The 19,599-nt window shown below is 47.2% G+C and carries 20 protein-coding genes; 16 read left to right on the forward strand and 4 right to left on the reverse strand.

The genetic code is table 11. The features are described 5' to 3' along the window. The first annotated feature begins 96 nt into the window (after positions 1-96). From B5D50_RS12830 to acs, 13 genes are all read left to right on the forward strand, one after another. The gene (locus B5D50_RS12830) at positions 97-648 is read left to right on the forward strand and encodes a M23 family metallopeptidase (RefSeq protein ID WP_078923039.1); all 552 of its coding nucleotides are present in this window, start codon (positions 97-99) and stop codon (positions 646-648) included. Between the two features lie 146 nt (positions 649-794). Beyond that, on the forward strand, positions 795-1,235 hold the full coding sequence (gene ybgC, locus B5D50_RS12835) for a tol-pal system-associated acyl-CoA thioesterase (RefSeq protein WP_200807091.1): 441 nt from the start codon (positions 795-797) through the stop codon (positions 1,233-1,235). Further along, positions 1,225-1,911, forward strand: coding sequence for a protein TolQ (gene tolQ / locus B5D50_RS12840; protein ID WP_078923040.1), 687 nt, complete (start codon positions 1,225-1,227; stop codon positions 1,909-1,911). The genes ybgC and tolQ overlap by 11 nt, the downstream gene beginning before the upstream one ends. Next, complete coding sequence (locus B5D50_RS12845) at positions 1,908-2,318, forward strand: ExbD/TolR family protein (protein WP_078923041.1); 411 nt, start codon at positions 1,908-1,910, stop codon at positions 2,316-2,318. Before tolQ ends, B5D50_RS12845 begins: the two co-directional genes overlap by 4 nt. 57 nt (positions 2,319-2,375) lie before the next feature. Beyond that, a complete protein-coding gene (tolA, locus tag B5D50_RS12850; protein ID WP_078923042.1) occupies positions 2,376-3,875 on the forward strand; it encodes a cell envelope integrity protein TolA in 1,500 nt (499 codons plus the stop codon). Between the two features lie 2 nt (positions 3,876-3,877). Further along, positions 3,878-5,125 (forward strand): Tol-Pal system beta propeller repeat protein TolB, encoded by a 1,248-nt coding sequence (gene tolB / locus B5D50_RS12855; protein ID WP_078923043.1) that lies wholly within the window; start codon positions 3,878-3,880, stop codon positions 5,123-5,125. Between the two features lie 25 nt (positions 5,126-5,150). Continuing rightward, positions 5,151-5,885, forward strand: coding sequence for an OmpA family protein (locus tag B5D50_RS12860; RefSeq protein ID WP_078923044.1), 735 nt, complete (start codon positions 5,151-5,153; stop codon positions 5,883-5,885). Between the two features lie 5 nt (positions 5,886-5,890). Beyond that, complete coding sequence (gene ybgF / locus B5D50_RS12865; protein WP_078923045.1) at positions 5,891-7,126, forward strand: tol-pal system protein YbgF; 1,236 nt, start codon at positions 5,891-5,893, stop codon at positions 7,124-7,126. A gap of 168 nt (positions 7,127-7,294) precedes the next feature. Beyond that, positions 7,295-10,219 (forward strand): molybdopterin-dependent oxidoreductase, encoded by a 2,925-nt coding sequence (locus tag B5D50_RS12870; RefSeq protein WP_078923046.1) that lies wholly within the window; start codon positions 7,295-7,297, stop codon positions 10,217-10,219. 10 nt (positions 10,220-10,229) lie between these two features. Beyond that, positions 10,230-10,925 carry a 4Fe-4S dicluster domain-containing protein gene (locus B5D50_RS12875; protein ID WP_078923047.1) on the forward strand — a complete coding sequence of 232 codons (696 nt, stop codon included), beginning with the start codon at positions 10,230-10,232 and terminating at the stop codon, positions 10,923-10,925. Positions 10,926-10,936: 11 nt separating this feature from the next. Next, positions 10,937-11,881: a dimethyl sulfoxide reductase anchor subunit family protein gene (locus tag B5D50_RS12880; RefSeq protein WP_078923048.1), complete on the forward strand. Its 945-nt coding sequence runs from the start codon at positions 10,937-10,939 to the stop codon at positions 11,879-11,881. A gap of 132 nt (positions 11,882-12,013) precedes the next feature. Next, positions 12,014-12,796 carry a tRNA 2-thiocytidine biosynthesis TtcA family protein gene (locus B5D50_RS12885; RefSeq protein WP_078923086.1) on the forward strand — a complete coding sequence of 261 codons (783 nt, stop codon included), beginning with the start codon at positions 12,014-12,016 and terminating at the stop codon, positions 12,794-12,796. 152 nt (positions 12,797-12,948) lie between these two features. Next, positions 12,949-14,892 carry an acetate--CoA ligase gene (gene acs, locus B5D50_RS12890; RefSeq protein WP_078923049.1) on the forward strand — a complete coding sequence of 648 codons (1,944 nt, stop codon included), beginning with the start codon at positions 12,949-12,951 and terminating at the stop codon, positions 14,890-14,892. Positions 14,893-14,978: 86 nt separating this feature from the next. Here acs and B5D50_RS12895 read toward each other — a convergent pair whose 3' ends face one another. Next, positions 14,979-15,278: a DUF2288 domain-containing protein gene (locus B5D50_RS12895; protein ID WP_078923050.1), complete on the reverse strand. Its 300-nt coding sequence runs from the start codon at positions 15,276-15,278 to the stop codon at positions 14,979-14,981. Positions 15,279-15,457: 179 nt separating this feature from the next. Here B5D50_RS12895 and B5D50_RS12900 point away from each other — a divergent pair, with 179 nt between their 5' ends. After that, positions 15,458-16,141 (forward strand): SctK family type III secretion system sorting platform protein, encoded by a 684-nt coding sequence (locus tag B5D50_RS12900; protein WP_078923051.1) that lies wholly within the window; start codon positions 15,458-15,460, stop codon positions 16,139-16,141. After that, positions 16,119-16,748, forward strand: coding sequence for a type III secretion system stator protein SctL (gene sctL, locus B5D50_RS12905; protein ID WP_078923052.1), 630 nt, complete (start codon positions 16,119-16,121; stop codon positions 16,746-16,748). The genes B5D50_RS12900 and sctL overlap by 23 nt, the downstream gene beginning before the upstream one ends. 51 nt (positions 16,749-16,799) lie before the next feature. On the opposite strand, the gene B5D50_RS12910 is transcribed toward sctL, so the two are convergent. From B5D50_RS12910 to B5D50_RS12920, 3 genes are all read right to left on the reverse strand, one after another. After that, positions 16,800-16,994, reverse strand: coding sequence for a hypothetical protein (locus tag B5D50_RS12910; RefSeq protein WP_078923053.1), 195 nt, complete (start codon positions 16,992-16,994; stop codon positions 16,800-16,802). Between the two features lie 85 nt (positions 16,995-17,079). Continuing rightward, on the reverse strand, positions 17,080-17,424 hold the full coding sequence (locus B5D50_RS12915) for a TusE/DsrC/DsvC family sulfur relay protein (protein WP_078923054.1): 345 nt from the start codon (positions 17,422-17,424) through the stop codon (positions 17,080-17,082). 101 nt (positions 17,425-17,525) lie between these two features. After that, the gene (locus B5D50_RS12920; protein ID WP_078923055.1) at positions 17,526-18,212 is read right to left on the reverse strand and encodes a type I-MYXAN CRISPR-associated protein Cas6/Cmx6; all 687 of its coding nucleotides are present in this window, start codon (positions 18,210-18,212) and stop codon (positions 17,526-17,528) included. A gap of 189 nt (positions 18,213-18,401) precedes the next feature. Between B5D50_RS12920 and B5D50_RS12925 the strand changes: the two genes are divergently transcribed. Further along, the gene (locus B5D50_RS12925; RefSeq protein WP_078923056.1) at positions 18,402-19,598 is read left to right on the forward strand and encodes a pyridoxal-phosphate-dependent aminotransferase family protein; all 1,197 of its coding nucleotides are present in this window, start codon (positions 18,402-18,404) and stop codon (positions 19,596-19,598) included. Position 19,599 lies beyond the last annotated feature (1 nt).

The raw sequence follows: 19,599 nt of genomic DNA on the forward strand, positions 1-19,599 counted from the left end.
AATTAATAAAAAATAAGCTGAACTTTTCAACCTAGCACATATCTGTATTTTGTATGGAGGTTGCCTTACATACGCGAGAAACGAGAGGGCTGAGCGATGCAAAAACCATTATTATTCTTAGGCGTACTTACCATTGTTATGATGGGTTATTGGATTCCCGAAGATCGTCAGATGCCAGTAGAAGGTGCTAAGCCTTATGATTGGAATCCCGCTGCTTACTGGTATGTAGGTGGCCAAAATGCACAAAAAGGTATCAATATTTTCGCCCGTGAAGGCACTCCAGTCGTTGCAAGTACTAGTGGCTGGGTGGTTTATAGCGAAAATAATCCAGCGGGGGATAACACCGTTTTAGTATTAGGTTCTAAGTGGCGTTTACATAATTATGCCAACTTAGAAAAAGTCGATGTTAAACCGGGTAGCTGGGTTAAAACCGGTGAAAAGATTGGTGCAGTTGGCTTGCCAAAGCAGAATACTCGCCGCCCTGCGAATCTGTATTATTCTATTCGCAGCTTATCGCCTCAAGTTTCTGAGCTGAAACCAGAAAAACCTTTTTGGTTAGATCAAGTCTTTCATGTGAATCCACATAAATTTTTGACTGAATACCAAGCTAGTGATGCTCAAGCAGCTCAAGCGGGATCAGCACATTAAACGTACTCAAAGCCCTAAATAACCCTAATCTAGGGTTTTTGGGCTAGTGAGGGCTACTTTTTGAGGGCTTAACGACCTCAGTCTTGTCTTGGCGTGTAAATTAATTGGTAGCTGTCTACCTTTTTCATTATCCTTGCGCCATGAAAATGGAAACTCCTAACTATCTGAATGGCTACAGTTTGCCAGTGCGGGTCTATTATGAAGACACGGATGCAGGCAAGGTCGTCTATCACAGCAATTATATTAATTTTATGGAACGCGCACGTACTGAATGGTTACGCTCTTTAGGGTATGAGCAAGATCAACTGATGCGTGAACAAGGCATTGTTTTTGTGGTGCGTAGCCTACAGGTTGATTATCTAAAACCTGCGGTATTCAATGATTTATTAGCGGTGGATGTCGCGATTCATGAACTTGGGCGCACCAGTATTCATTTCCGGCAAAATATTTGGCGCGATAGCCCGTTTGAAAATAAGCGTGAACATTTGATCGCCAGTATAGTCAGAGTGGTGTGCGTGGATGCCGACAGGTTTCGGCCGACTGCAATTCCATCTGAAATTCGAGGTAAGTTTAGCGGTGAGCACTGATCTGTCGATTTTGCATTTGATTTTGAATGCCAGTCTAGTCGTAAAAATTGTGATGGGGCTATTGGTGTTGGCTTCCTTGCTTTCTTGGACTTTAATTTTTGTCAAAGCCAGCAAGCTCAAACACGCACGGCGGCAAGCAGAGCAGTTTGAAGAACGCTTTTGGAGTGGAATTTCATTACCCGCTCTCTATGATGAGTTAGCAAAAGCTCCACAGCGTTCCGGTTTAGCACGAATTTTTTACGATGGTTTTCATGAATACCGCAGGCTGAGTCAATTAGATCAGACGCATCAGTTGCCTGCTACGGAAGCCGTACAGCGCTCCATGCGGGTGGCTGCTTCCAAAGAACTTGATGGTTTAGAGCAAAATCTAGCTTTCCTTGCCACCGTGGGTTCAACGAGTCCTTATGTCGGTTTGTTTGGTACGGTTTGGGGGATTATGCATGCATTTTTATCCTTAGGGAAAATGCAGCAAGCGACTTTAGCGGTGGTCGCACCCGGGATTGCTGAGGCCTTGATTGCTACAGCGATTGGTTTATTTGCCGCTATCCCAGCTGTAGTGGCGTATAACCGCTTTGTAGATCATGTGGATCGCTTAGCAGTGACTTATGATAATTTCCGTGAAGAGTTTACTGCATTGTTAGAGCGTCATGCGGCGACCCAGCAGGTACGTCGATGAGACGCGCTCGTAAGTCGATGGCACAAATGAATGTTGTCCCTTATATCGACGTTATGTTGGTGTTATTGGTGATTTTTATGGTTACCGCGCCGATGATGCAAGCGGGTGTGGCGATTGATGCTCCAGATGCTGATGCTTCACCGCTACAATCCGATAATCAGCAGGAACCTTTAATAATTTTAGTTGATCAAAGAGGACAATACCTGTTGCAGGATGGTGACACTTTGAATGCTAAACAGCTCACGACTTATGTAAAAGAGCAATTAGCAGGCAAGCGCAATCGAGCCGTTAATATTCGAGCCGATGCAGGCGTTGAGTATCAGTATGTGATGACGGCGATGGTGGCCGCGCAAAGAGCAGGTGCTACAGCGATCCATTTATTGGCTGATCCGGTTAAACCTAAGTGAGCAGCCTGCTAAACAACAAGGCTTTAAATTTGCAGGAACTGTAGAAATAAGTAAACCATGTTCAAAGAACTGCTAAAGAATCCGGTTGCTCTCTTTTGGGCAATTATTATACATCTCCTTGTTCTGATACTGCTTATTGTTGGCTTTCAACTCAATAAAACGCCGCAGCCACCTGAGGAGTCGGTTGCTGTCGCAGTCAATGGCCTGAAACCTTTAGCAGAGCAAACCTCTGAACCCATTGAAGCCCCCTATCCGATTGACGACCCTACGTCTAAGACTAAGGCTCAAGCCGAAGCACAAGCTAAAGCGGAACAAGAAGCAGAACGGCAACGGTTAGCTGAAGCAAAGAAACGTCAGCAGGCGGAGCAAGCCGCCTTAGAGGCTGAACGCAAACAAGAGGCAGCGGAACGTAAGCGTCAGGCTGAGCAAGAGCGCCAACAAGCCTTAGCAGATGCGTCTAAAGCTAAAGCTGAAGCCGCTAAAGCCGAAGCGGAACGGCAACAGGCGCTACAAGCCGAGCGGGAGCGTAAAGAGGCTGCTGAGCAAGCTTTGGAAGAAGCACAGCGTAAAGCCGATGCAGCTGAGCAAGCCCTAGCCGAAAAGCAACGCCAGCAAGCTTTGGCTGAAGAGCAAGAGCGTCAAGCCGCCGCTGAACGTGAATTAGAGCGTGAGCGGCGTAAAGCCGAAGCGGTTGAAAAGCAATTAGCTGAAGAGCGTCAGGCACGCTTACAAGCCGAGCAAGCTTGGGAAGAAAAACAAAAACAGTTACAAGCTGAGCGTGATGCTGAGCAGCAAGCTTTAATTCGGCGGGTGGAAGCGGAAGCTCGTCAGCAACGTGAAGCCGAGGAAAAACAACAAGCAGCGGAGATTGAGCGTAAAATTAAAGAGGCTGAAGAAAAACGGTTAGCGGACGAAAAAAGACAAGCTGAAGAGAAAGCATTGGCCGAAAAGCGGGCTGCTTACCAAGAAAAATGGAAGGCTGAACAAGAAAAGCTCAAACAAGAAGCTGAGGCTAAAGCCAAGTCTGAAGCTGATAAGCAACGAGCCGAAGAGGCTGCTAAACGTAAGGCTGAAGAAGAACGTAAGTTGGCCGAAGCCAAAACTCGTGAAGATCAAGAGCGGCGCTTACGTGAAACCAGTGAGCGTGCTCGTGAGCAAAGAGCACGCGATCAAGCCGAAGCTGAGGCTAAGACTAAAGTGGCTGAAGAGCGTGCCAAGCAAGAAGCTGAAAAAGCTAGGCAAGAGGCTATTGCTAAGCAAAATAGTGGTCCCAGCCCCCAAGCGATGGAAAATGCAGCTTTAGCGTGGGGAGCACAAATAAAACGGCGGGTGAGTTCGCGCTGGAATCAACCGACCGATACTTTTGGCATGCGTGCTACGGTGTCCTTATCCATTAAGCCCCCCGGTCATATTCGTGACTTGCGGGTCACGGATTGCAATGGTAGCCCTCAGTTTTGCGAATCCCTAACGGCAGCTTTGTATAAGTCAGAGCCGTTTCCTGAACCGGATTTACCCGAGCTTTATAATCAAAACTTAAGATTAATTTTTGAGCCATAACCATGAAACATCCGCTTATTGTGTTGTTATTGTTCGTCAGTGGACTAATGGTCTCCATGACCAGTCGTGCTGAGTTAGTGATTCGTATCACCGACGGTACGAATGATGGTATTCCGGTGATGATTGTACCCTTCCAAGGGGGCGATTTAGCCGGTGTGATTGAAGCTGATTTGCAGCGCACGGGGCTGTTTACACTAATTGATCCGGCTAAAGCCGGCCAAGCCTTAGGTTTAGGGCAGCCCTTTCAAACTGAGCCATTGCGAGCCAGTGGGGCTGAATATGTGATTGTGGGTAAGCAAGCGGGTTCTTTGGAGTTTGAAATTCTGAATGCGGCCACAGGTCAACGGGCAGCAGGCTATCGCATTGCGCAAAGCTCGAATACACGGCGGATGGGGCATAAAGCGGCCGATTTAATTTTTGAACGCCTAACTGGCAAAAGAGGGGCTTTTGATACACAAGTTGCTTATGTTTCTGCAAGTGGCCCTCCCAAAGCGCAAACTTATCAATTGATTGTGGCAGATGCAGATGGGTTTAATCCGCGTACTATTTTGCGTTCGAATAAACCCGTGATGTCACCCAGTTGGGCACCTGATGGCAGTCGTCTAGCCTATGTTTCTTATGAAAGTGATCGCTCAGTGATTTATGTGCAGGATTTAGTATCCGGTGCTAAACGTGTGCTAGCAGATCATCCGGGGATGAATGCGGCCCCTGCGTGGTCACCCGATGGGCGTTTCTTGGCGATGAGTTTGTCACAGGAAGGTAATCCCGATATTTATTTAATGGATGCGAATGGCGGTGGTTTACGGCAGATCACCACGACTAAGGCGATTGATACCGAACCCGCTTGGGCGAATAACAATACGATTATTTATACCTCTGATGAGAGCGGCCGTCCGCAGTTGTATCGGACGACTGTGGCAGGGGGTGAAGGTTCACGTTTGACCTTTACGGGTGAATACAATGCTGCACCGAGTATCGTCGGCAATACGATTGCGATGGTAAGGGATATTGGTAGTGCGAATCGTATTGCTTTGATGAATGCCGCTTCTAAAGATTCTAGGTTGGTCTCTGAAGGTAGTTATGACGAGTCGCCTGCTTTGGCACCCAATGGGGAGATGGTGATTTATGCCACTGAAGCAGGTGGGCGTGGAGTGCTGGCGGTGGCGAGTGCGAATGGTAAAGCCCGCCAAGTTTTAGCCACTCAAGTGGATGATGTACGTGACCCAGCATGGTCGCCGTATTTAGATTAATGCTTTGAATGAGGGAATAATAACCATGCATCATAACAGTTTTTTAAGCTGTCTCCTCGCCGTGGGCGTGTTGAGTGGCTGCCAAGTCGCTCCTCCTCCTCAACCTATTCCCGATTTGGGGGCTTTTCAAGGTGGCGGTTATGGCGGTGTGGGTCAAGGTGGCATAGGTCAAGGTGGCATAGGTCAAGGTGGCATAGGTCAAGGTGGCATAGGTCAAGGTGGCGCAGGCGGGTCAGGTCAATATGGTTCTGGTGCGGGTGGTCAATCTCCACAGGGTGGGCAACCGGGTATCGGTGGCGCAGGCCAAGGCCAATATGCTGGGCAGGGGCAAGGAGGGTATGGGCAAGGCGGTTATGGTGGTACGCTGGCAGGCCAAGGTAATAGCCCTTATTCTCCTGCTGATTTGAATAATCCGGGGAGTATTTTAGCTCAGCGGGTTATTTATTTTGATTATGATCAAGCAAGTATTCGTGCGGAGTATTTGCCAGTCTTGCAAGCCCATGCTTCTTTATTAGGTGCTTATCCTAACTTAAAAATAAGACTGGAAGGACATGCAGACGAACGCGGTTCACGCGAGTACAATGTAGCCTTATCGGAACGTCGAGGTTACTCAGTACGTGACTATATGGCGGCGCGAGGGCTGAAAAATCAGCAAGCTGAAATAGTGGGTTATGGGGAAGAAGTACCCGCTTCACTAGGACATGGTGAAAAATCATGGAGTGAAAACCGCCGAGTTGAAATAATTTATGTAGGAGAATAAAGGGTATGTGTTACAAGCTCGACCGGAGCCTATTCGGTGTTCTGGTGGCTATGATGTTGGTCGCATCACCTGCACAGGCGCTAAATGATGACGTCGCGGTGCAGTTATTAGAGCGCCTCAATGATTTAGAGGGAGAAGTGAGTGCTTTACGTAGCGAAAATGAAAGCTTAAAAGATAAGCTCGACGGTGCTCTAACTCGTGAGGATGATGAAAGCCAAGTTAAAACTGAAGCAGTACAAGCGGGTGCAGAAGACGGGATTAATTTAGAAGAGCAGGCTAAGGCTATTGAACCTGCATCGACTGAACTCCAAATTCCGGGCGTTAATATGATTGTTGAGGAGGTTGAGCCAGCAGGCGTTGTGGATGCAACCGATATTCCTTCTTTAGAACAAGAGGCGGTTAGCAGTGAAGCTGCAGCAACTCCTATGGATAGTACGACGCAATCCGCCTCCGAATCTGCGGCATCAGCCGATTTTTTAACAACTAGTCCTGTGGATGCAGCTCCAGCTTTATTAAATGCAGGTGCTGCGGCCGCTACCGCTGAGTCAACAGCTACTGCACTGCCGACTGAAGCGGCGACTCCTGAACTTGCTCCAGCTCCAGTGGTGACTTCAACGACGCCTGCCCCAGTAACTACGCCGGACAGCACTAGTCCAGCGACTGCTCAAGCTCCAAGTACTGCTATAACATCTGAGGCTAGTCAAACAGCACCGGTGGTTGATCCAAAAAGTAAAGATAGCTATTACTACTATGGTACGCCTGAAGAGCAGAATAGCGCGCATAGCACGGAGATCAAGCCAGTCGTAGCGGCTGTCCCCGCAGCAACCAACCCTACCACTGATAGCCCTGATCAAGGTCGCAAGGCGAAGGCTGATTACAATCAGGCCTATCAGTTATTGGTGAATAAGCCTGCTGAGGCTGCGCCCTTATTTCGTAATTTCTTAGCAAGTTATCCGCAGCATGAATTGGCAGCGAATGCACAGTATTGGCTAGCAGAGGCTTTATATGCGCAAAAAGACTTTGAAGGTGCTTCGCAAGAGTTTATGAAAGTGCTTAAGCAATACAAAGACAGCCCTAAATCTTCGGGGGCGGCTTTAAAGTTGGGTTATTCCTTTTATGAGCTACAACAGTGGGAATATGCACGTCGAACCCTAGAAGATACCGTGCGCTTCTTCCCTGATACGAGTTCAGCAAAATTAGCCGAAGCGCGCTTACAAAAGATGAAAAATGAAGGGCATTAAAGGCTAGTTAGTGATTGGATGATTCTCTAAAAACCGGCGCTTAGCCGGTTTTTCCTTTTATAAATAAAACTTATTCATATAGATAAAAATTATTGTTGCTAGATCAAGCGAGATGGTCGAAGATGCGCAGTTAAGTATATTACTGTATTACTATATTCAGAGGTACAGATGAGCGCATTGCCAGAGTTTGAGCCACGAGGGAAGCAAGAGGTTAAAGCCACCACATGTTATATGTGTGCTTGCCGTTGCGGCATCCATGTTACGGTCGAGGATAATAAGGTTCGCTATATTCAAGGCAATCGCGACCATCCGATTAATAAAGGCGTGCTCTGTGCTAAGGGCAATGCTGGCATTATGAAGCAAAATTCGCCTGCCAAGCTTAACTCTCCCCTCTTGCGTAAACCGGGTACAGAGCGTGGTGCGGGTAAATTTGAAGCGATTACGATGGCAGAAGCCTTGGATATTCTGGAAGCACGCTTACGCAAAATTCGCGCCACCGACCCGCTGAAGCTGGCTTACTTTACAGGGCGCGACCAAATGCAAGCACTGACGGGCTTTTGGGCTTCGCAATTTGGTACCCTGAATTGGGCTGCACATGGTGGTTTTTGCTCAGTGAATATGGCAGCCGGTGGCTTATACACGATGGGGCATGCTTTCTGGGAATTTGGTGATCCTGATTGGGATCGCACCAAATACTTCATGCTCTGGGGGGTGGCTGATGATCATGCGTCTAATCCGATTAAAATTGGCCTAGAAAAACTCAAGCGCAATGGGGGCAAATTCATTGGCGTGAACCCCGCACGTACAGGCTATCAGGCGATTGCCGATGAGTGGGTGGCGATTAAGCCGGGTACTGATGCGATGCTGGCATTGTCGATGCTGCATGTCTTATTGAAAAATGATCAATTCGATTGGGAATTCCTGATTCGTTATACCAATGCGACCCATTTAGTGGTGCATACACCGAATCAAAAAGGTCATGGGTTATTGCTACGTGACACCGACGGTAAGCCTTTGGTTTGGGATCTGAAGCTAGAAGCTGCTGTCGATGGCACACGCCCAGAGATTAGCCCCGCCTTGTTTTTTGATGCGGTGGTGAACGGTCAGCCCGTTAAATCAGTCATGACCCTGATTGCCGAAGAGTATCTAGGTGAGCAATATACGCCAGAAAACGCCGCCAAAATTTGCGGGGTACCTGCTGAGCAGATTGAGCGTTTAGCCTTGGAAATGGCGCATGTTGCGTTTAAAGAAACGATTGAAGTAGATGTCCCTGAAGGCTGGACAGATTGGGCTGGGCGTAAGCATTATAAATTTATCGGTCGTCCGGTTTCGATGCATGCCATGCGCGGGATTTCGGCGCACTCGAATGGTTTTCAGACGTGTCGGGCGATCCATTTCTTGCAAATTATGCTCGGTACGATTGATGTCCCCGGTGGGCATTTAGCTAAGCCACCTTATCCTAAGCATATTCCGCCTGCGATTAAACCGGCGAAAGACTGTGCACCCAATACACCTTTGAAAGGTCCACCCTTGGGTTTCCCAACTGGGCCGGAAGACTTGGTGATGGATGCCAACGGTAAAGCCAAGCGCATTGATAAGGCCTATTCGTGGGATGCGCCCATGTCGAATCACGGCTTGATGCACATGGTGATTACCAATGCAGTGAATGGTGACCCCTATAAAATCGACACGCTGATGATGTTCATGGCGAATATGGCCTGGAATTCGACGATGAATACCGCCGAAATTCAAGACATGCTGCGTGAGAAAGAAACAGATGGCGAATATAAGATTCCCTTTATCGTGGTATCGGATGCTTATCATTCAGAGATGGTCAATTTTGCCGATTTAATTATCCCTGATACCACCTATTTGGAGCGCTGGGATACGATTTCGATGCTGGATCGGCCGATTTCAGAGCCTCATGCGGCTTGTGATGCCATTCGCCAACCGGTGATTAAGCCAGAACGTGATGTTTTATCTTGGCAGGAAGTGCAAGTGGAATTAGCCGGGCGCTTAGGTTTTCCAGCCTTCACCCAACCGGATGGCTCACGCAAATACAAAGACTACAAAGACTTCATTATCAATTGGCAACGCGAGCCGGGGATTGGCTTTTTAGCGGGTTGGCGTTTGGATGATGAGGGCAATGAGGTTCATCTGCGTGGCAAGCCCAATCCAAAACAGTGGGAGCGCTATGCGAAAAATGGTGCCTTCTTTGAAATGCATTTACCCAAGCATATCCGCTATTACCGCCACGCGAATAAAGATTATTTGGAATTTGCTAAAAATGCCGCGTGGGTGGGTTCAACGAATCAAATCATTATTGAACTGTACTCTGAAACTCAGCAGCGTTTTAAATTAGCGGGGCAGGGCTTATACGATGGCCCGATGCCGACTGAGGCACATCATAAAGAGCGCTTGAGTACTTATTTTAATCCGCTGCCGTTTTATTATAAGCCGCTTGAGCAATGTCGAATTGATGAGGATGAATATCCCTTCTATGCAGTGAATCAGCGCCCAATGTTTATGTATCACTCTTGGGATTCGCAGAATGCTTGGCTGCGGCAGATTTGCGCCCAGAATTTCTTGTATATGAATCGCCAGCGCGGCACAGCGATGGGCATCAAGGATGAAGCTTGGTGCTGGGTCGAATCGCATCATGGCAAAATTCGGGTGCAAGTGAAGCTAGTCGAAGCCTGTCAATACGACACAGTGTGGACTTGGAATGCGATTGCTAAGCAAAAAGGAGCTTGGGGCTTGGATGAAACTGCCAATGAGGCTAATGATGGTTTCTTAATGAATCATCTGATTTCTGAGCTATTGCCAGTGAAAAACGATCCCCTTGATAAAGTAACCAATTCTGACCCCATCACGGGGCAAGCTGCATGGTATGACTTGAAGGTGAAGGTCTACCCCGCTGCTGAGGGTGAAACGGGTACCTGGCCGATTTTCCCGGTGATTAAGCCTTTGCCGAATGGGAATATCTCGCCAGAGGTTTTGCGTTATCAAGCCCATACCGCAGTCAATTTACAACGTCCGATGAGTGATGTATTGCAACGGGGCAGTGTGCATGACAACGAGCGTGGCCTGTGAGGAGTAAGCCATGAAATTAGGTTTAGTAATTGATTTAGATGTCTGCGTGGGCTGCCACGGTTGTGCGGTATCTTGTAAACAATGGAATACCTCGGGGACAACCGGACCACTCACTGATTACCGCCCCTATGGTGAGGACCCCAGTGGCGTATGGTTTAACCGGATTCGTAGCTATGAAGTCGGTGATTATCCGCACAATAAAACCATTAATTTTCCAATGTCGTGTATGCATTGCGAACAGGCTGATTGCGTGGATGTTTGCCCAACCGGGGCGAGCTATAAGCGTGCCGAAGATGGGGTGGTGCTGGTCGACCAAGATAAATGTATGGGTTGCAATTATTGCTCATGGGCTTGCCCTTATGGTGCACGTGAATTAGATCGTTCGTCCGGCACAATGAAGAAATGCACCTTATGTATTGATCGTATCTACGACGAGCGTTTAGATGAATATGACCGCCAGCCGTCTTGTGTGATCACTTGCCCCGCGCATGCCCGTCATTTTGGTGATTTCGACGATCCTGAATCGAAGGTAAGCAAGCTAGTGCGCGAACGGGGCGGCTATGCACTGATGCCTGAGCTTGGTTATAACCCCACCAACCGCTACCTACCTCCGCGTATCACTCGCCCGATTCCGACTGAAGATGTGAGCAAGAAATCACTGATCAGCTCGGTGAAAGAGTGGGTCAATAAAGCGGTTGCGCGTTAAGGAGAAAACTCATGCATCCAGCCTTTTCTGTGATCTTTTTTACCGTGGCCTCGGGCGCGGGTTATGGTTTATTTATCCTCATGGCCTTGGGTTATATCCTTGGTTTTGTGGAATTTGATAAAGGGGTCACTCTCGTGGGTGGCTTATTATCATTAGCGCTAATTTCTGCAGGCTTATTATCCTCAACTTTGCATTTAGCCAATCCTAAAAATGCATGGCGGGCTTTTTTCCGCTTTAGAACTTCTTGGTTAGCACGTGAGGGCGTGTTTGCAGTGTTATTTTATCCAGTCGCCTTGTTATTTTTACTGGGTTTGTGGGTGAATCTTGAGGCTGGTGTCTACAATGGCTTTGTCGCTTTTATTGGCGTAGCCGCTAGTTTATTAGCACTGGCAACTTTATTTAGTACGGGCATGATTTATGGCTGCCTCAAAACTATTCGCCAATGGAACACGGCTTTAACACCGACTAATTATCTGTTGTTAGGTTTAGCGACCGGTGGGGTTTTATTCGTGCTGGTTTTGGCTTGGAATGGCAAGCCCACCCTCGTGATGGCTAGTTTATCGCTGGCTTTGCTGACTATCGCAGCGATTAGTAAGGCGATTTACTATTTCTGGGTGCGTACTGTGATTGGGCCGACGATCAATACCGCGACGGGTTTCACTCGTGCTCAAGTCCGTTTGCTCGACACAGGGCATACTGCAGGTACATTTTTAACGGATGAATTTGCGTATTTCGCACCCGCTAAATTATTGCTAGCACTACGGATCACGGTATTTGTCGCCGGCTTTTTTATCCCACTCATGCTGCTGGGTTTCATGGTATTAGGTGCGCAAGCAAGTGGGTTAGCTTTCCTTGCTATGTTGTCGAGCTTTATCGGTATTGGTGCTGAGCGCTGGCTATTTTTCGCTGAAGCGAGACATGTGATTCGTCTGTATCATGGAGCGCAGCATACTTAAAGCTTTAGCCGAGCGTGTTAGTGCTGGTTGAGACAGTATCCGTAGAATCTAGTGTAATACGGATACTGATCTGAGCGGTTGGCTAGATTTTGCTACTAGCATCGTGGTAAAAAATCGGCTATGTTGCTGGGCATGAGTAATACTGCTGAGCGCCTATTTGAGCTTCCAGTCGAAACTTTTGCCACTCCGCCCAAATCCTTAGTGCGTGCAGTGGGTAAAGCGATTGGTGATTATCAATTGATTCGTGAAGGTGATCGCATTCTGCTGGGTTTATCCGGCGGAAAAGATTCCCTTTCGCTGCTGCATATCTTGCGTCATTTTCAACGCCATGCACCGATTCGATTTGAATTTGCTGCTGTGACTATTGATCCACAGTCAGGGGCGTTTGATCCATCGCCCTTGATTCCTTATATGGAAAAGCTGGGTGTGCCTTATTTCTATGTGCGTGAGCCGATTATGCGCTTGGCAGAAACACACATGGATAATAATTCCTATTGCGCCTTCTGTTCGCGAATGAAGCGTGGTCTCATGTATAAGACCGCCCGAGAGCAAGGCTATAATGTGTTAGCTTTAGCCCAGCATTTAGACGATTTAGCTGAAAGTTTTTTAATGTCAGCTTTTCATGGCGGCCAATTAAAAACGATGAAAGCGCATTATCGAATTGATGCGGGTGATTTGCGAGTAATTCGCCCGTTAGTGCAAGTCCGTGAGCGCCAAACGGCTGATTTTGCTAAGGCTGCGGGTTTGCCAGTGATTATGGAAAATTGCCCTGCCTGTTTTGATATGCCCACCCAGCGTGAGCAGATGAAGCAATTATTGCGTGCACAAGAGTTAGGCAATGCTAATCTTTTCAAAAGCCTAGCGACCGCAATGCGTCCACTAATTCGTGATGGCTTAGACGATACTTTCGAATAAAATTGTCGACAATCTATGGATATTTCTGGTGTTTTTCTGGACTTTTTGCCTAGATTGTATAAATATACTGTGCCGGAGAGCGATTTACACGAATAAAAACACAGAAGCACCCAGTCGTTTGTAAGCCATTTTTCGTTAGTGAGGAGTCAACCATGTCTGATGTTAAGACGTATCCCGTGCCTGCTGAGTTTGCAGCGCATGCTCATATTAATGCTGAACAATATGCGAGCATGTATAAGCAATCTGTTGAGGATCCAGCCACTTTCTGGGCTGAGCAAGCTGAAAACTACCTGACCTGGAGCAAGAAATGGGATAACGTTTTGGATTGGAGCTTCGATGAAAGCGACATCCATATCCGTTGGTTTGAAGGTGGTCAACTGAATGTCTCCGAAAACTGCTTAGATCGCCATTTAGCGACACGCGGCGACCAAGTTGCGATTATTTGGGAAGGTGATAATCCGAATGAAGATCGCAAAATCACTTATAAAGAATTACACGAAGAAGTCTGTAAGTTTGCCAATGTGCTGAAAAGCCGTGGTGTGAAAAAAGGCGATCGGGTTTCTCTCTATCTACCGATGATTCCTGAAGCTGCAGTGGCGATGTTAGCCTGTGCCCGCTTGGGAGCAGTTCATTCTATCGTTTTCGGTGGTTTCTCGCCAGATGCTCTGCGGGATCGTATCCAAGGTGCAGAGTGTGGCGTGGTGATTACCTCTGACCAATCTATGCGTGGTGGTAAGCGAGTGCCGCTGAAAACCAATGCTGATAAAGCGATTGCTCAATGCCCTACCGTGCATACTTGTATCGTGATTAAGCGCGGTGGTGATCCCGTTGAATGGAATTCACAAGATGTTTGGTATCACGAGGCGATGGCTGAGGCTTCTGCGGATTGCCCTGCTGAGCCGATGGATGCCGATGATCCGTTATTTATTCTCTACACCTCTGGTTCTACAGGTAAGCCTAAAGGCGCATTGCACACCACCGGTGGCTATCTGCTGCAAGCAGCCATGACACATAAGCTAGTCTTTGACTATAAAGAAGGCGAAGTCTACTGGTGTACTGCGGATGTGGGTTGGGTGACAGGCCACTCTTACATTGTGTATGGTCCTTTAGCGAATGGTGCAACCTCTTTAATGTTTGAAGGCATTCCAACTTATCCTGATGCAGGACGTTTCTGGGATGTTTGCGACAAGCATAATGTGGCAATTTTCTACACGGCACCCACTGCTATTCGCATGCTGATGGGTCAAGGTGAAGAATTCGTTAATCGTGCGAAGCTTGAAAAATTACGTGTATTAGGTTCAGTGGGTGAGCCAATCAATCCAGAGGCTTGGGAATGGTATAATCGCGTTGTCGGTCGTAATCGTTGCCCTATCGTGGATACTTGGTGGCAGACTGAAACAGGTGCACACATGTTAACTCCATTGCCAGGTGCTACACCGTTGAAACCGGGTTCTGCAACCAACCCCTTCTTCGGTGTGCAACCTGTGCTTTTGGATGATAAAGGGATTGAAATCGAAGGCAATCCAGCCGAAGGTAATCTAGCGATTAAAGCGCCTTGGCCGTCGATGATGCGGACTGTCTATGGCGATCACAAGCGTTTCTATGAGACTTATTTTGCTATGTACCCGGGCTATTATTTCACGGGTGACGGTGCACGTCGCGATGAAGATGGTTACTACTGGATTACGGGGCGTGTGGATGATGTTCTGAACGTTTCAGGCCATCGGTTAGGTACAGCTGAGATCGAATCCGCCTTAGTACTGCATCCACAGGTTGCAGAAGCTGCCGTAGTGGGCTATCCCCATGAAATGACAGGGCAAGGTATCTATGCTTATGTCACCCTGATGTCTGGGGTTGAGGGTACCGATGCGCTGAAAAATGAGTTAATTAATTTAGTGCGCAAAGAAATTGGCCCGATTGCTAAGGTCAACTTGCTGCAATGGGCTCCTGGCTTACCGAAAACTCGCTCTGGCAAAATTATGCGCCGGATTCTGCGTAAAATTGCGGCTAATGAGTTGGATGGTTTAGGTGATACTTCAACCTTAGCTGATCCAAGCGTGGTCGATAATTTAATTGCACAACGTGAAAACAAGTAAGCACGAGCGGCTTTAATCTGAGCTCAGCGAACCGCCTCTTCATGAGGCGGTTTTTGTTTGTCATACCGAAAGACATACCAAAAAACTTAAGCGCGTTGTTGCACGACCACCCAAGGTGCGACTACGACAGCCCATAGCTGTTGATCATCCCCTGCCCAAGCTTTGGCAGTTAGATCGGATAAAACACTAAGTTGTTGCGTCTTCAGCCAAGCGCTCACCTGTGGAGCTTCATCATTTGCGAGTGCACTGGCAACTTCAATTAAATCTAAATCAGCTGCTACCTGCAACACTCGTCCACGCGCAAAGAAAAAACCGAGTTCTTGCCAAGTGATGCGGCCGGTTTCTAAGTTCAGGCGAGTTCTTAAGGGAAGTTCAAGTTCATCCATTCAAACAGTCCAGAGTTTATAGTTTACTGAATACCACTATTGTAAAGAGCTAAGATTCTGAATGCCAAAGTTCGTTTGCCTTAGTAAACCCTCCGACTGTCGATCAGGTTTTTATGCCTAACCTGTATTTGCTTGATAATCTGCAGATTCGGTTACTTCAAAGTGAATGAGCTCAGCACGTGGATGCCCCAAGTAATAGCAAAATAGCGAATTTGGTGTGGGAATTTAATTTCCGCCCGGATCACTATACACACGTGAGTTGGTTAGATCAGATGCCGGATGGTCCCATCATAAAAAAACTTGTCGGTAAGCAACGCAGTGCAGACCGTATCGTGCAGCATTTATTGCAAAGATTGGGGTTAGAAAATCAGGTATTTTTTAATTTTTCTAATTCATTGACCCGGATTGCTTTGTGGTCAGGTGATGATTTAGAGCGCCTGATTCTGTACACGGGTACGGTTTTCTATCATAAGCGTGTACAAAAGATTGTTATCCGTGAAGAAGTACAGCAACTCCAAGAGCAGCTGGGGTTTGATTTATTTAGCTTTATGCAACGTCGTTCGGCCTTAATGAAAGGCAATTTACCGTTGAATCTAAAATTACCTGAAAAACTAGATGCCCAACATAGTTTGATTGTCGCGGGTTTATTGTGCCTAAATCAGGCTCTGCAAGAATATCCGATTGCTTTGCGCAAACGATTAATGCTGAAGTTGCCTTATCAATGGTATCTATTACTAAAAAAGGCCGAACCCTTGGGTAAGCAATTACAAGGGCAAAACAAAGAATGTGCCGCCTTAATACAAAAAATAGCCATAGAAGTGCGCATGAGGATCGACAGCGATGGACAAATTCGTTTCAATTAAGCCGCTAGACTCACAACTTGAGCCGGGCAAAGTGGTTCTGAAAGCGCATGACTACCGTCATTTAGTTAATTATGACACCTTGGTTCAAGAGATGGCTCAGCGTGACCAAGAGCGCGAGCAACAGGCTAGTCAAGCCCTGCATGAGGCGATTCAAGCAGGTATGCAGCAGGGACGTGCACAAGCGCATGACCAAGTGGTGCTGCAATTACTCGGCTTTACGGTCAAAATGCATGACAATTTGCGCAATGTTGAATTGGCGATGGTGCAAGTAGTGCTCGATGCCGTACAGCAGATTCTACATAGTTTTGATGATCGTGAGTTAGTAGCGAGCACGGTACGTCGTGGGATGGATTTAGTTCGTAGCAGTAAAAAATTGATTATTCGTGTTCATCCACAAATGCAAGATGTGGTGCTTGAGCAGTTAGAAGAATGGCAGCGCATGATTGTGCATATTGAAGTCTTACCCGATACTCAGCTTAAATTAGATGAATGTGTACTCGAGTCCGATGTGGGAATTATTCATACCAGTGTTGAGCAACAGATTGAGTCTTTGATTCGCGCTTTGCGCAAGACTTTTCCTTTACCGAAAATACGTCCTGCGCAATAAAAAAAGCCGCTAGGAGACAGCGGCTATGTAACTTAACAAGAGTAACTGAATTTATTTCCAGAAATTAGCTTCTTTAGAAGCAATTTCACGCACTTCAGCTGCTAGCTCTGTGTAATGGTCACGGTACTCTTTCCACTCACCGACATAATACGCTTCGGCATTAAACTCGCCTGACTTCTCATACGCCGTGAATTTCTTTTGCATTTCCAACATTTCTTGAATCAGGGCTTGTTTGCGCTCGTTCATAGTCTTGATCTCTTAACTCATGCGATTAGCTGAGCATAAACGGTGTACTAGGCACAGCCTATACCCCTTAATGGTTAACTTTAGCTTAGTAGCCACCTTTACGATTCGTCGCTGGTAAGCCCGCCACTTTAAGGCCTTGTTTACTCGGTGCACGCGGGAACAGAGTATACAGGTCTTTGCTGCTAAGCTTTTTGTTATCCCATTTTTCAGCCATCGCTTTCAAAATTGCCCGCTCCATCGGCTGGTTACCATTATTGTTGATGTATTCATCCCGCAAATAATGGAGTACATCCCAATGCTGATCCGTCAGGGTTTCGATGCCTTCTCCGGTTGCTAAATGTTGGGCGACTGCTTCATTCCAGTCATTCAGATCGACTAAGTACCCCGTTTCGGTTACTTCAATCGTTTTGCCATCTATTTCTAATGCCATCGTCGTTCCTCTTATGCTTTAGTGTATCTTCAACACGCTTGGAAAAATTATACTGTGCGCCTGCGTGCTCACTATTGCTCTAAAGGGATAGCTGAATCAGATTATTCGGTGGGTTTTAAAGTTTTAATGCCTTTATGTGGCATCAATAACCCACAGCCAAACTGACGGCCTGCCCCTAAGCCGATTTGTTGCAGGCGAATCGAGGTTGCATTATCTAAATCGGCTAGCATCAAATGGCGAGTCAGGCGTTTACCATCAGGGGTTTGCAAGTGGTGGCTACGGCCACACAGCATTTTTTTGACTTTGAACTGGGTCAGTTGCTGCACTTCGGCGGCCATGCGCTGTAAAAATTGTTCTTCAGTTTCTGTTTCAGAGGATAAGACATAACGTGCAAACAATACCGCTGCATTGGAGAAGGGTTTTTCTTTCGCCTCACCCACGACTAATTGATAGTCAGCCCAGCTTAAAGTTTGCCCACTGAGTGCTTTAGCTGCTGTCAGTCGGTGCTTAGGTAGGCGTAATTCTAAGCGCGTGCGCCGCGAAGGAATCAGTAAACCACTCTGATCCTCAGGGCGTAACCACCCATTGCCGCTCTCAGCGACATGAATAGTATGCACCCCCGCTAAGGGCTCTGTATCCAACCAAGGCAAAGCCGCCCGAACAGCCACTGATAAATCCCAAGCATGATCAATCGGCAATTGTTTGCAATGCAAGGCAAAGCTTAAGTCTAAGACCTCATCAGAGGCCTGATAGGGCAGGGTTTTATCTTCGTCTTCTTGCCAAAACATCCGATTTTACCTTTGAAAAAGCAGATCAGCAGCAAAGCATGCTTTCAGCAATTTGTATATATTCAGCATGGAAGATGGCTACACATGGCAGCATCTTGCGGATGGGGCTTGCAATCAGCCTAGGCATGGCGTACAAGGATTTCCCCATTTTATTTCAAGTTATTAAAAGCGAATAGGACATCAAATTTCATGAGCGAGTCTCTCTCTCCTCCAAATATTGTTCCTTTGGAACAGATTTTACCAGATGAACCGTTGTTGATGATGGGGGCGGGACCAGTACCGATTCCGCAAAAAGTTGCGGCGGCGAATTCAATTGTTATCAATCACCTCGGTGATACCATGAATCGGGCGATTGAGCAGGTTAAAGACATGAGTCGCTATGTCTTCCAAACCCGCTCTTCACATGTGATGGGGGTCAGTGGCCCTGGCTCAGCCGCGATGGAAATGGCGATTGCCAATTTAGTCATGCCCGGCTCACGAGTTTTGTGTATTACCAATGGTTATTTTAGCCAGCGCTTAGCCGAAATGTCACGTCGGGTCAGGGCTGAGCCAACTATTTTAGAAATGCCCAAAAATCAGGGTGTCGATGTCGAGCTGGTTGAGCGTGAACTGCAACGGGGTCACTATGATGTGGTGACGATGGTGCAGGGTGAAACTTCAAATACCGTTTACAATCGTCATCTTGAGCAAATCGCTCAATTAGCTAAACGCTATGGTTGTTTAATTATTGTCGATGCGGTCTGTACGCTTAGCACCATGCCGCTGGAAATGGATAATTGGCAGGTGGATGCCATTATTACGGGTGGGCAAAAAGGTTTATCTTCGATTCCGGGGGTATCGCTATTAGCTTTCTCAGAAGAGGCTTGGGTACGCAAAATTGCCAACCGCCAAGATTTGCCGTATCACTGGTGCTTGGATGCGCAATTAGCGGATAAATTTTGGAATCAAAAATCGTATCACTACACCGCGCCCGTATCGGGGATTTTGGCGCTGCACGAAGCTTTACGCTTAGTCTGTGAAGAAACCCTGCCCAATCGCTTCCGTCGCCATTTACGCTGCTCTGAAGCTTTGCAAGCGGGCTTAGAGGCGATGGGCTTAGATTTATTGATTGAAAAGCAGCATCGCTTAAATTCAGTGATTGGTATTATCGTGCCGGATCATGTCTCTGCGGATGCGGTGCGAGCAGACATGTCTTGTGTCCACAAAGTCGAAATTTCCGGCGCATTTGGCCTGAATATCCTACGGATTGGGCAAATGGGCGAGCAAAGTCGAGCGCATAATTTATTCAGAACCTTGCATGCCTTTGGTTCAAGTATGCGTAAATGCGGTGCAAAGCTGGATTTGCCAGCGGGAATGGCCGAGTTGGAGCGGGTGTTGTCGAATTAGC

Source organism: Thiothrix eikelboomii (assembly GCF_900167255.1).
Classification (GTDB): Bacteria; Pseudomonadota; Gammaproteobacteria; order Thiotrichales; family Thiotrichaceae; genus Thiolinea; species Thiolinea eikelboomii.

Coding starts and splice junctions, on each gene's coding strand:
- tolA (WP_078923042.1), top strand. CDS start 2,376: ATGTTCAAAGAACTGCTAAAGAATCCGGTTGCTCTCTTTTGGGCAATT.
- B5D50_RS12925 (WP_078923056.1), top strand. CDS start 18,402: ATGAGCGAGTCTCTCTCTCCTCCAAATATTGTTCCTTTGGAACAGATT.
- B5D50_RS12830 (WP_078923039.1), top strand. CDS start 97: ATGCAAAAACCATTATTATTCTTAGGCGTACTTACCATTGTTATGATG.
- ybgC (WP_200807091.1), top strand. CDS start 795: ATGGAAACTCCTAACTATCTGAATGGCTACAGTTTGCCAGTGCGGGTC.
- B5D50_RS12870 (WP_078923046.1), top strand. CDS start 7,295: ATGAGCGCATTGCCAGAGTTTGAGCCACGAGGGAAGCAAGAGGTTAAA.
- B5D50_RS12845 (WP_078923041.1), top strand. CDS start 1,908: ATGAGACGCGCTCGTAAGTCGATGGCACAAATGAATGTTGTCCCTTAT.
- B5D50_RS12885 (WP_078923086.1), top strand. CDS start 12,014: ATGAGTAATACTGCTGAGCGCCTATTTGAGCTTCCAGTCGAAACTTTT.
- B5D50_RS12910 (WP_078923053.1), bottom strand. CDS start 16,994: ATGAACGAGCGCAAACAAGCCCTGATTCAAGAAATGTTGGAAATGCAA.
- B5D50_RS12920 (WP_078923055.1), bottom strand. CDS start 18,212: ATGTTTTGGCAAGAAGACGAAGATAAAACCCTGCCCTATCAGGCCTCT.
- B5D50_RS12880 (WP_078923048.1), top strand. CDS start 10,937: ATGCATCCAGCCTTTTCTGTGATCTTTTTTACCGTGGCCTCGGGCGCG.
- sctL (WP_078923052.1), top strand. CDS start 16,119: ATGGACAAATTCGTTTCAATTAAGCCGCTAGACTCACAACTTGAGCCG.
- B5D50_RS12915 (WP_078923054.1), bottom strand. CDS start 17,424: ATGGCATTAGAAATAGATGGCAAAACGATTGAAGTAACCGAAACGGGG.
- B5D50_RS12895 (WP_078923050.1), bottom strand. CDS start 15,278: ATGGATGAACTTGAACTTCCCTTAAGAACTCGCCTGAACTTAGAAACC.
- ybgF (WP_078923045.1), top strand. CDS start 5,891: ATGTGTTACAAGCTCGACCGGAGCCTATTCGGTGTTCTGGTGGCTATG.
- B5D50_RS12875 (WP_078923047.1), top strand. CDS start 10,230: ATGAAATTAGGTTTAGTAATTGATTTAGATGTCTGCGTGGGCTGCCAC.
- tolB (WP_078923043.1), top strand. CDS start 3,878: ATGAAACATCCGCTTATTGTGTTGTTATTGTTCGTCAGTGGACTAATG.
- acs (WP_078923049.1), top strand. CDS start 12,949: ATGTCTGATGTTAAGACGTATCCCGTGCCTGCTGAGTTTGCAGCGCAT.
- B5D50_RS12860 (WP_078923044.1), top strand. CDS start 5,151: ATGCATCATAACAGTTTTTTAAGCTGTCTCCTCGCCGTGGGCGTGTTG.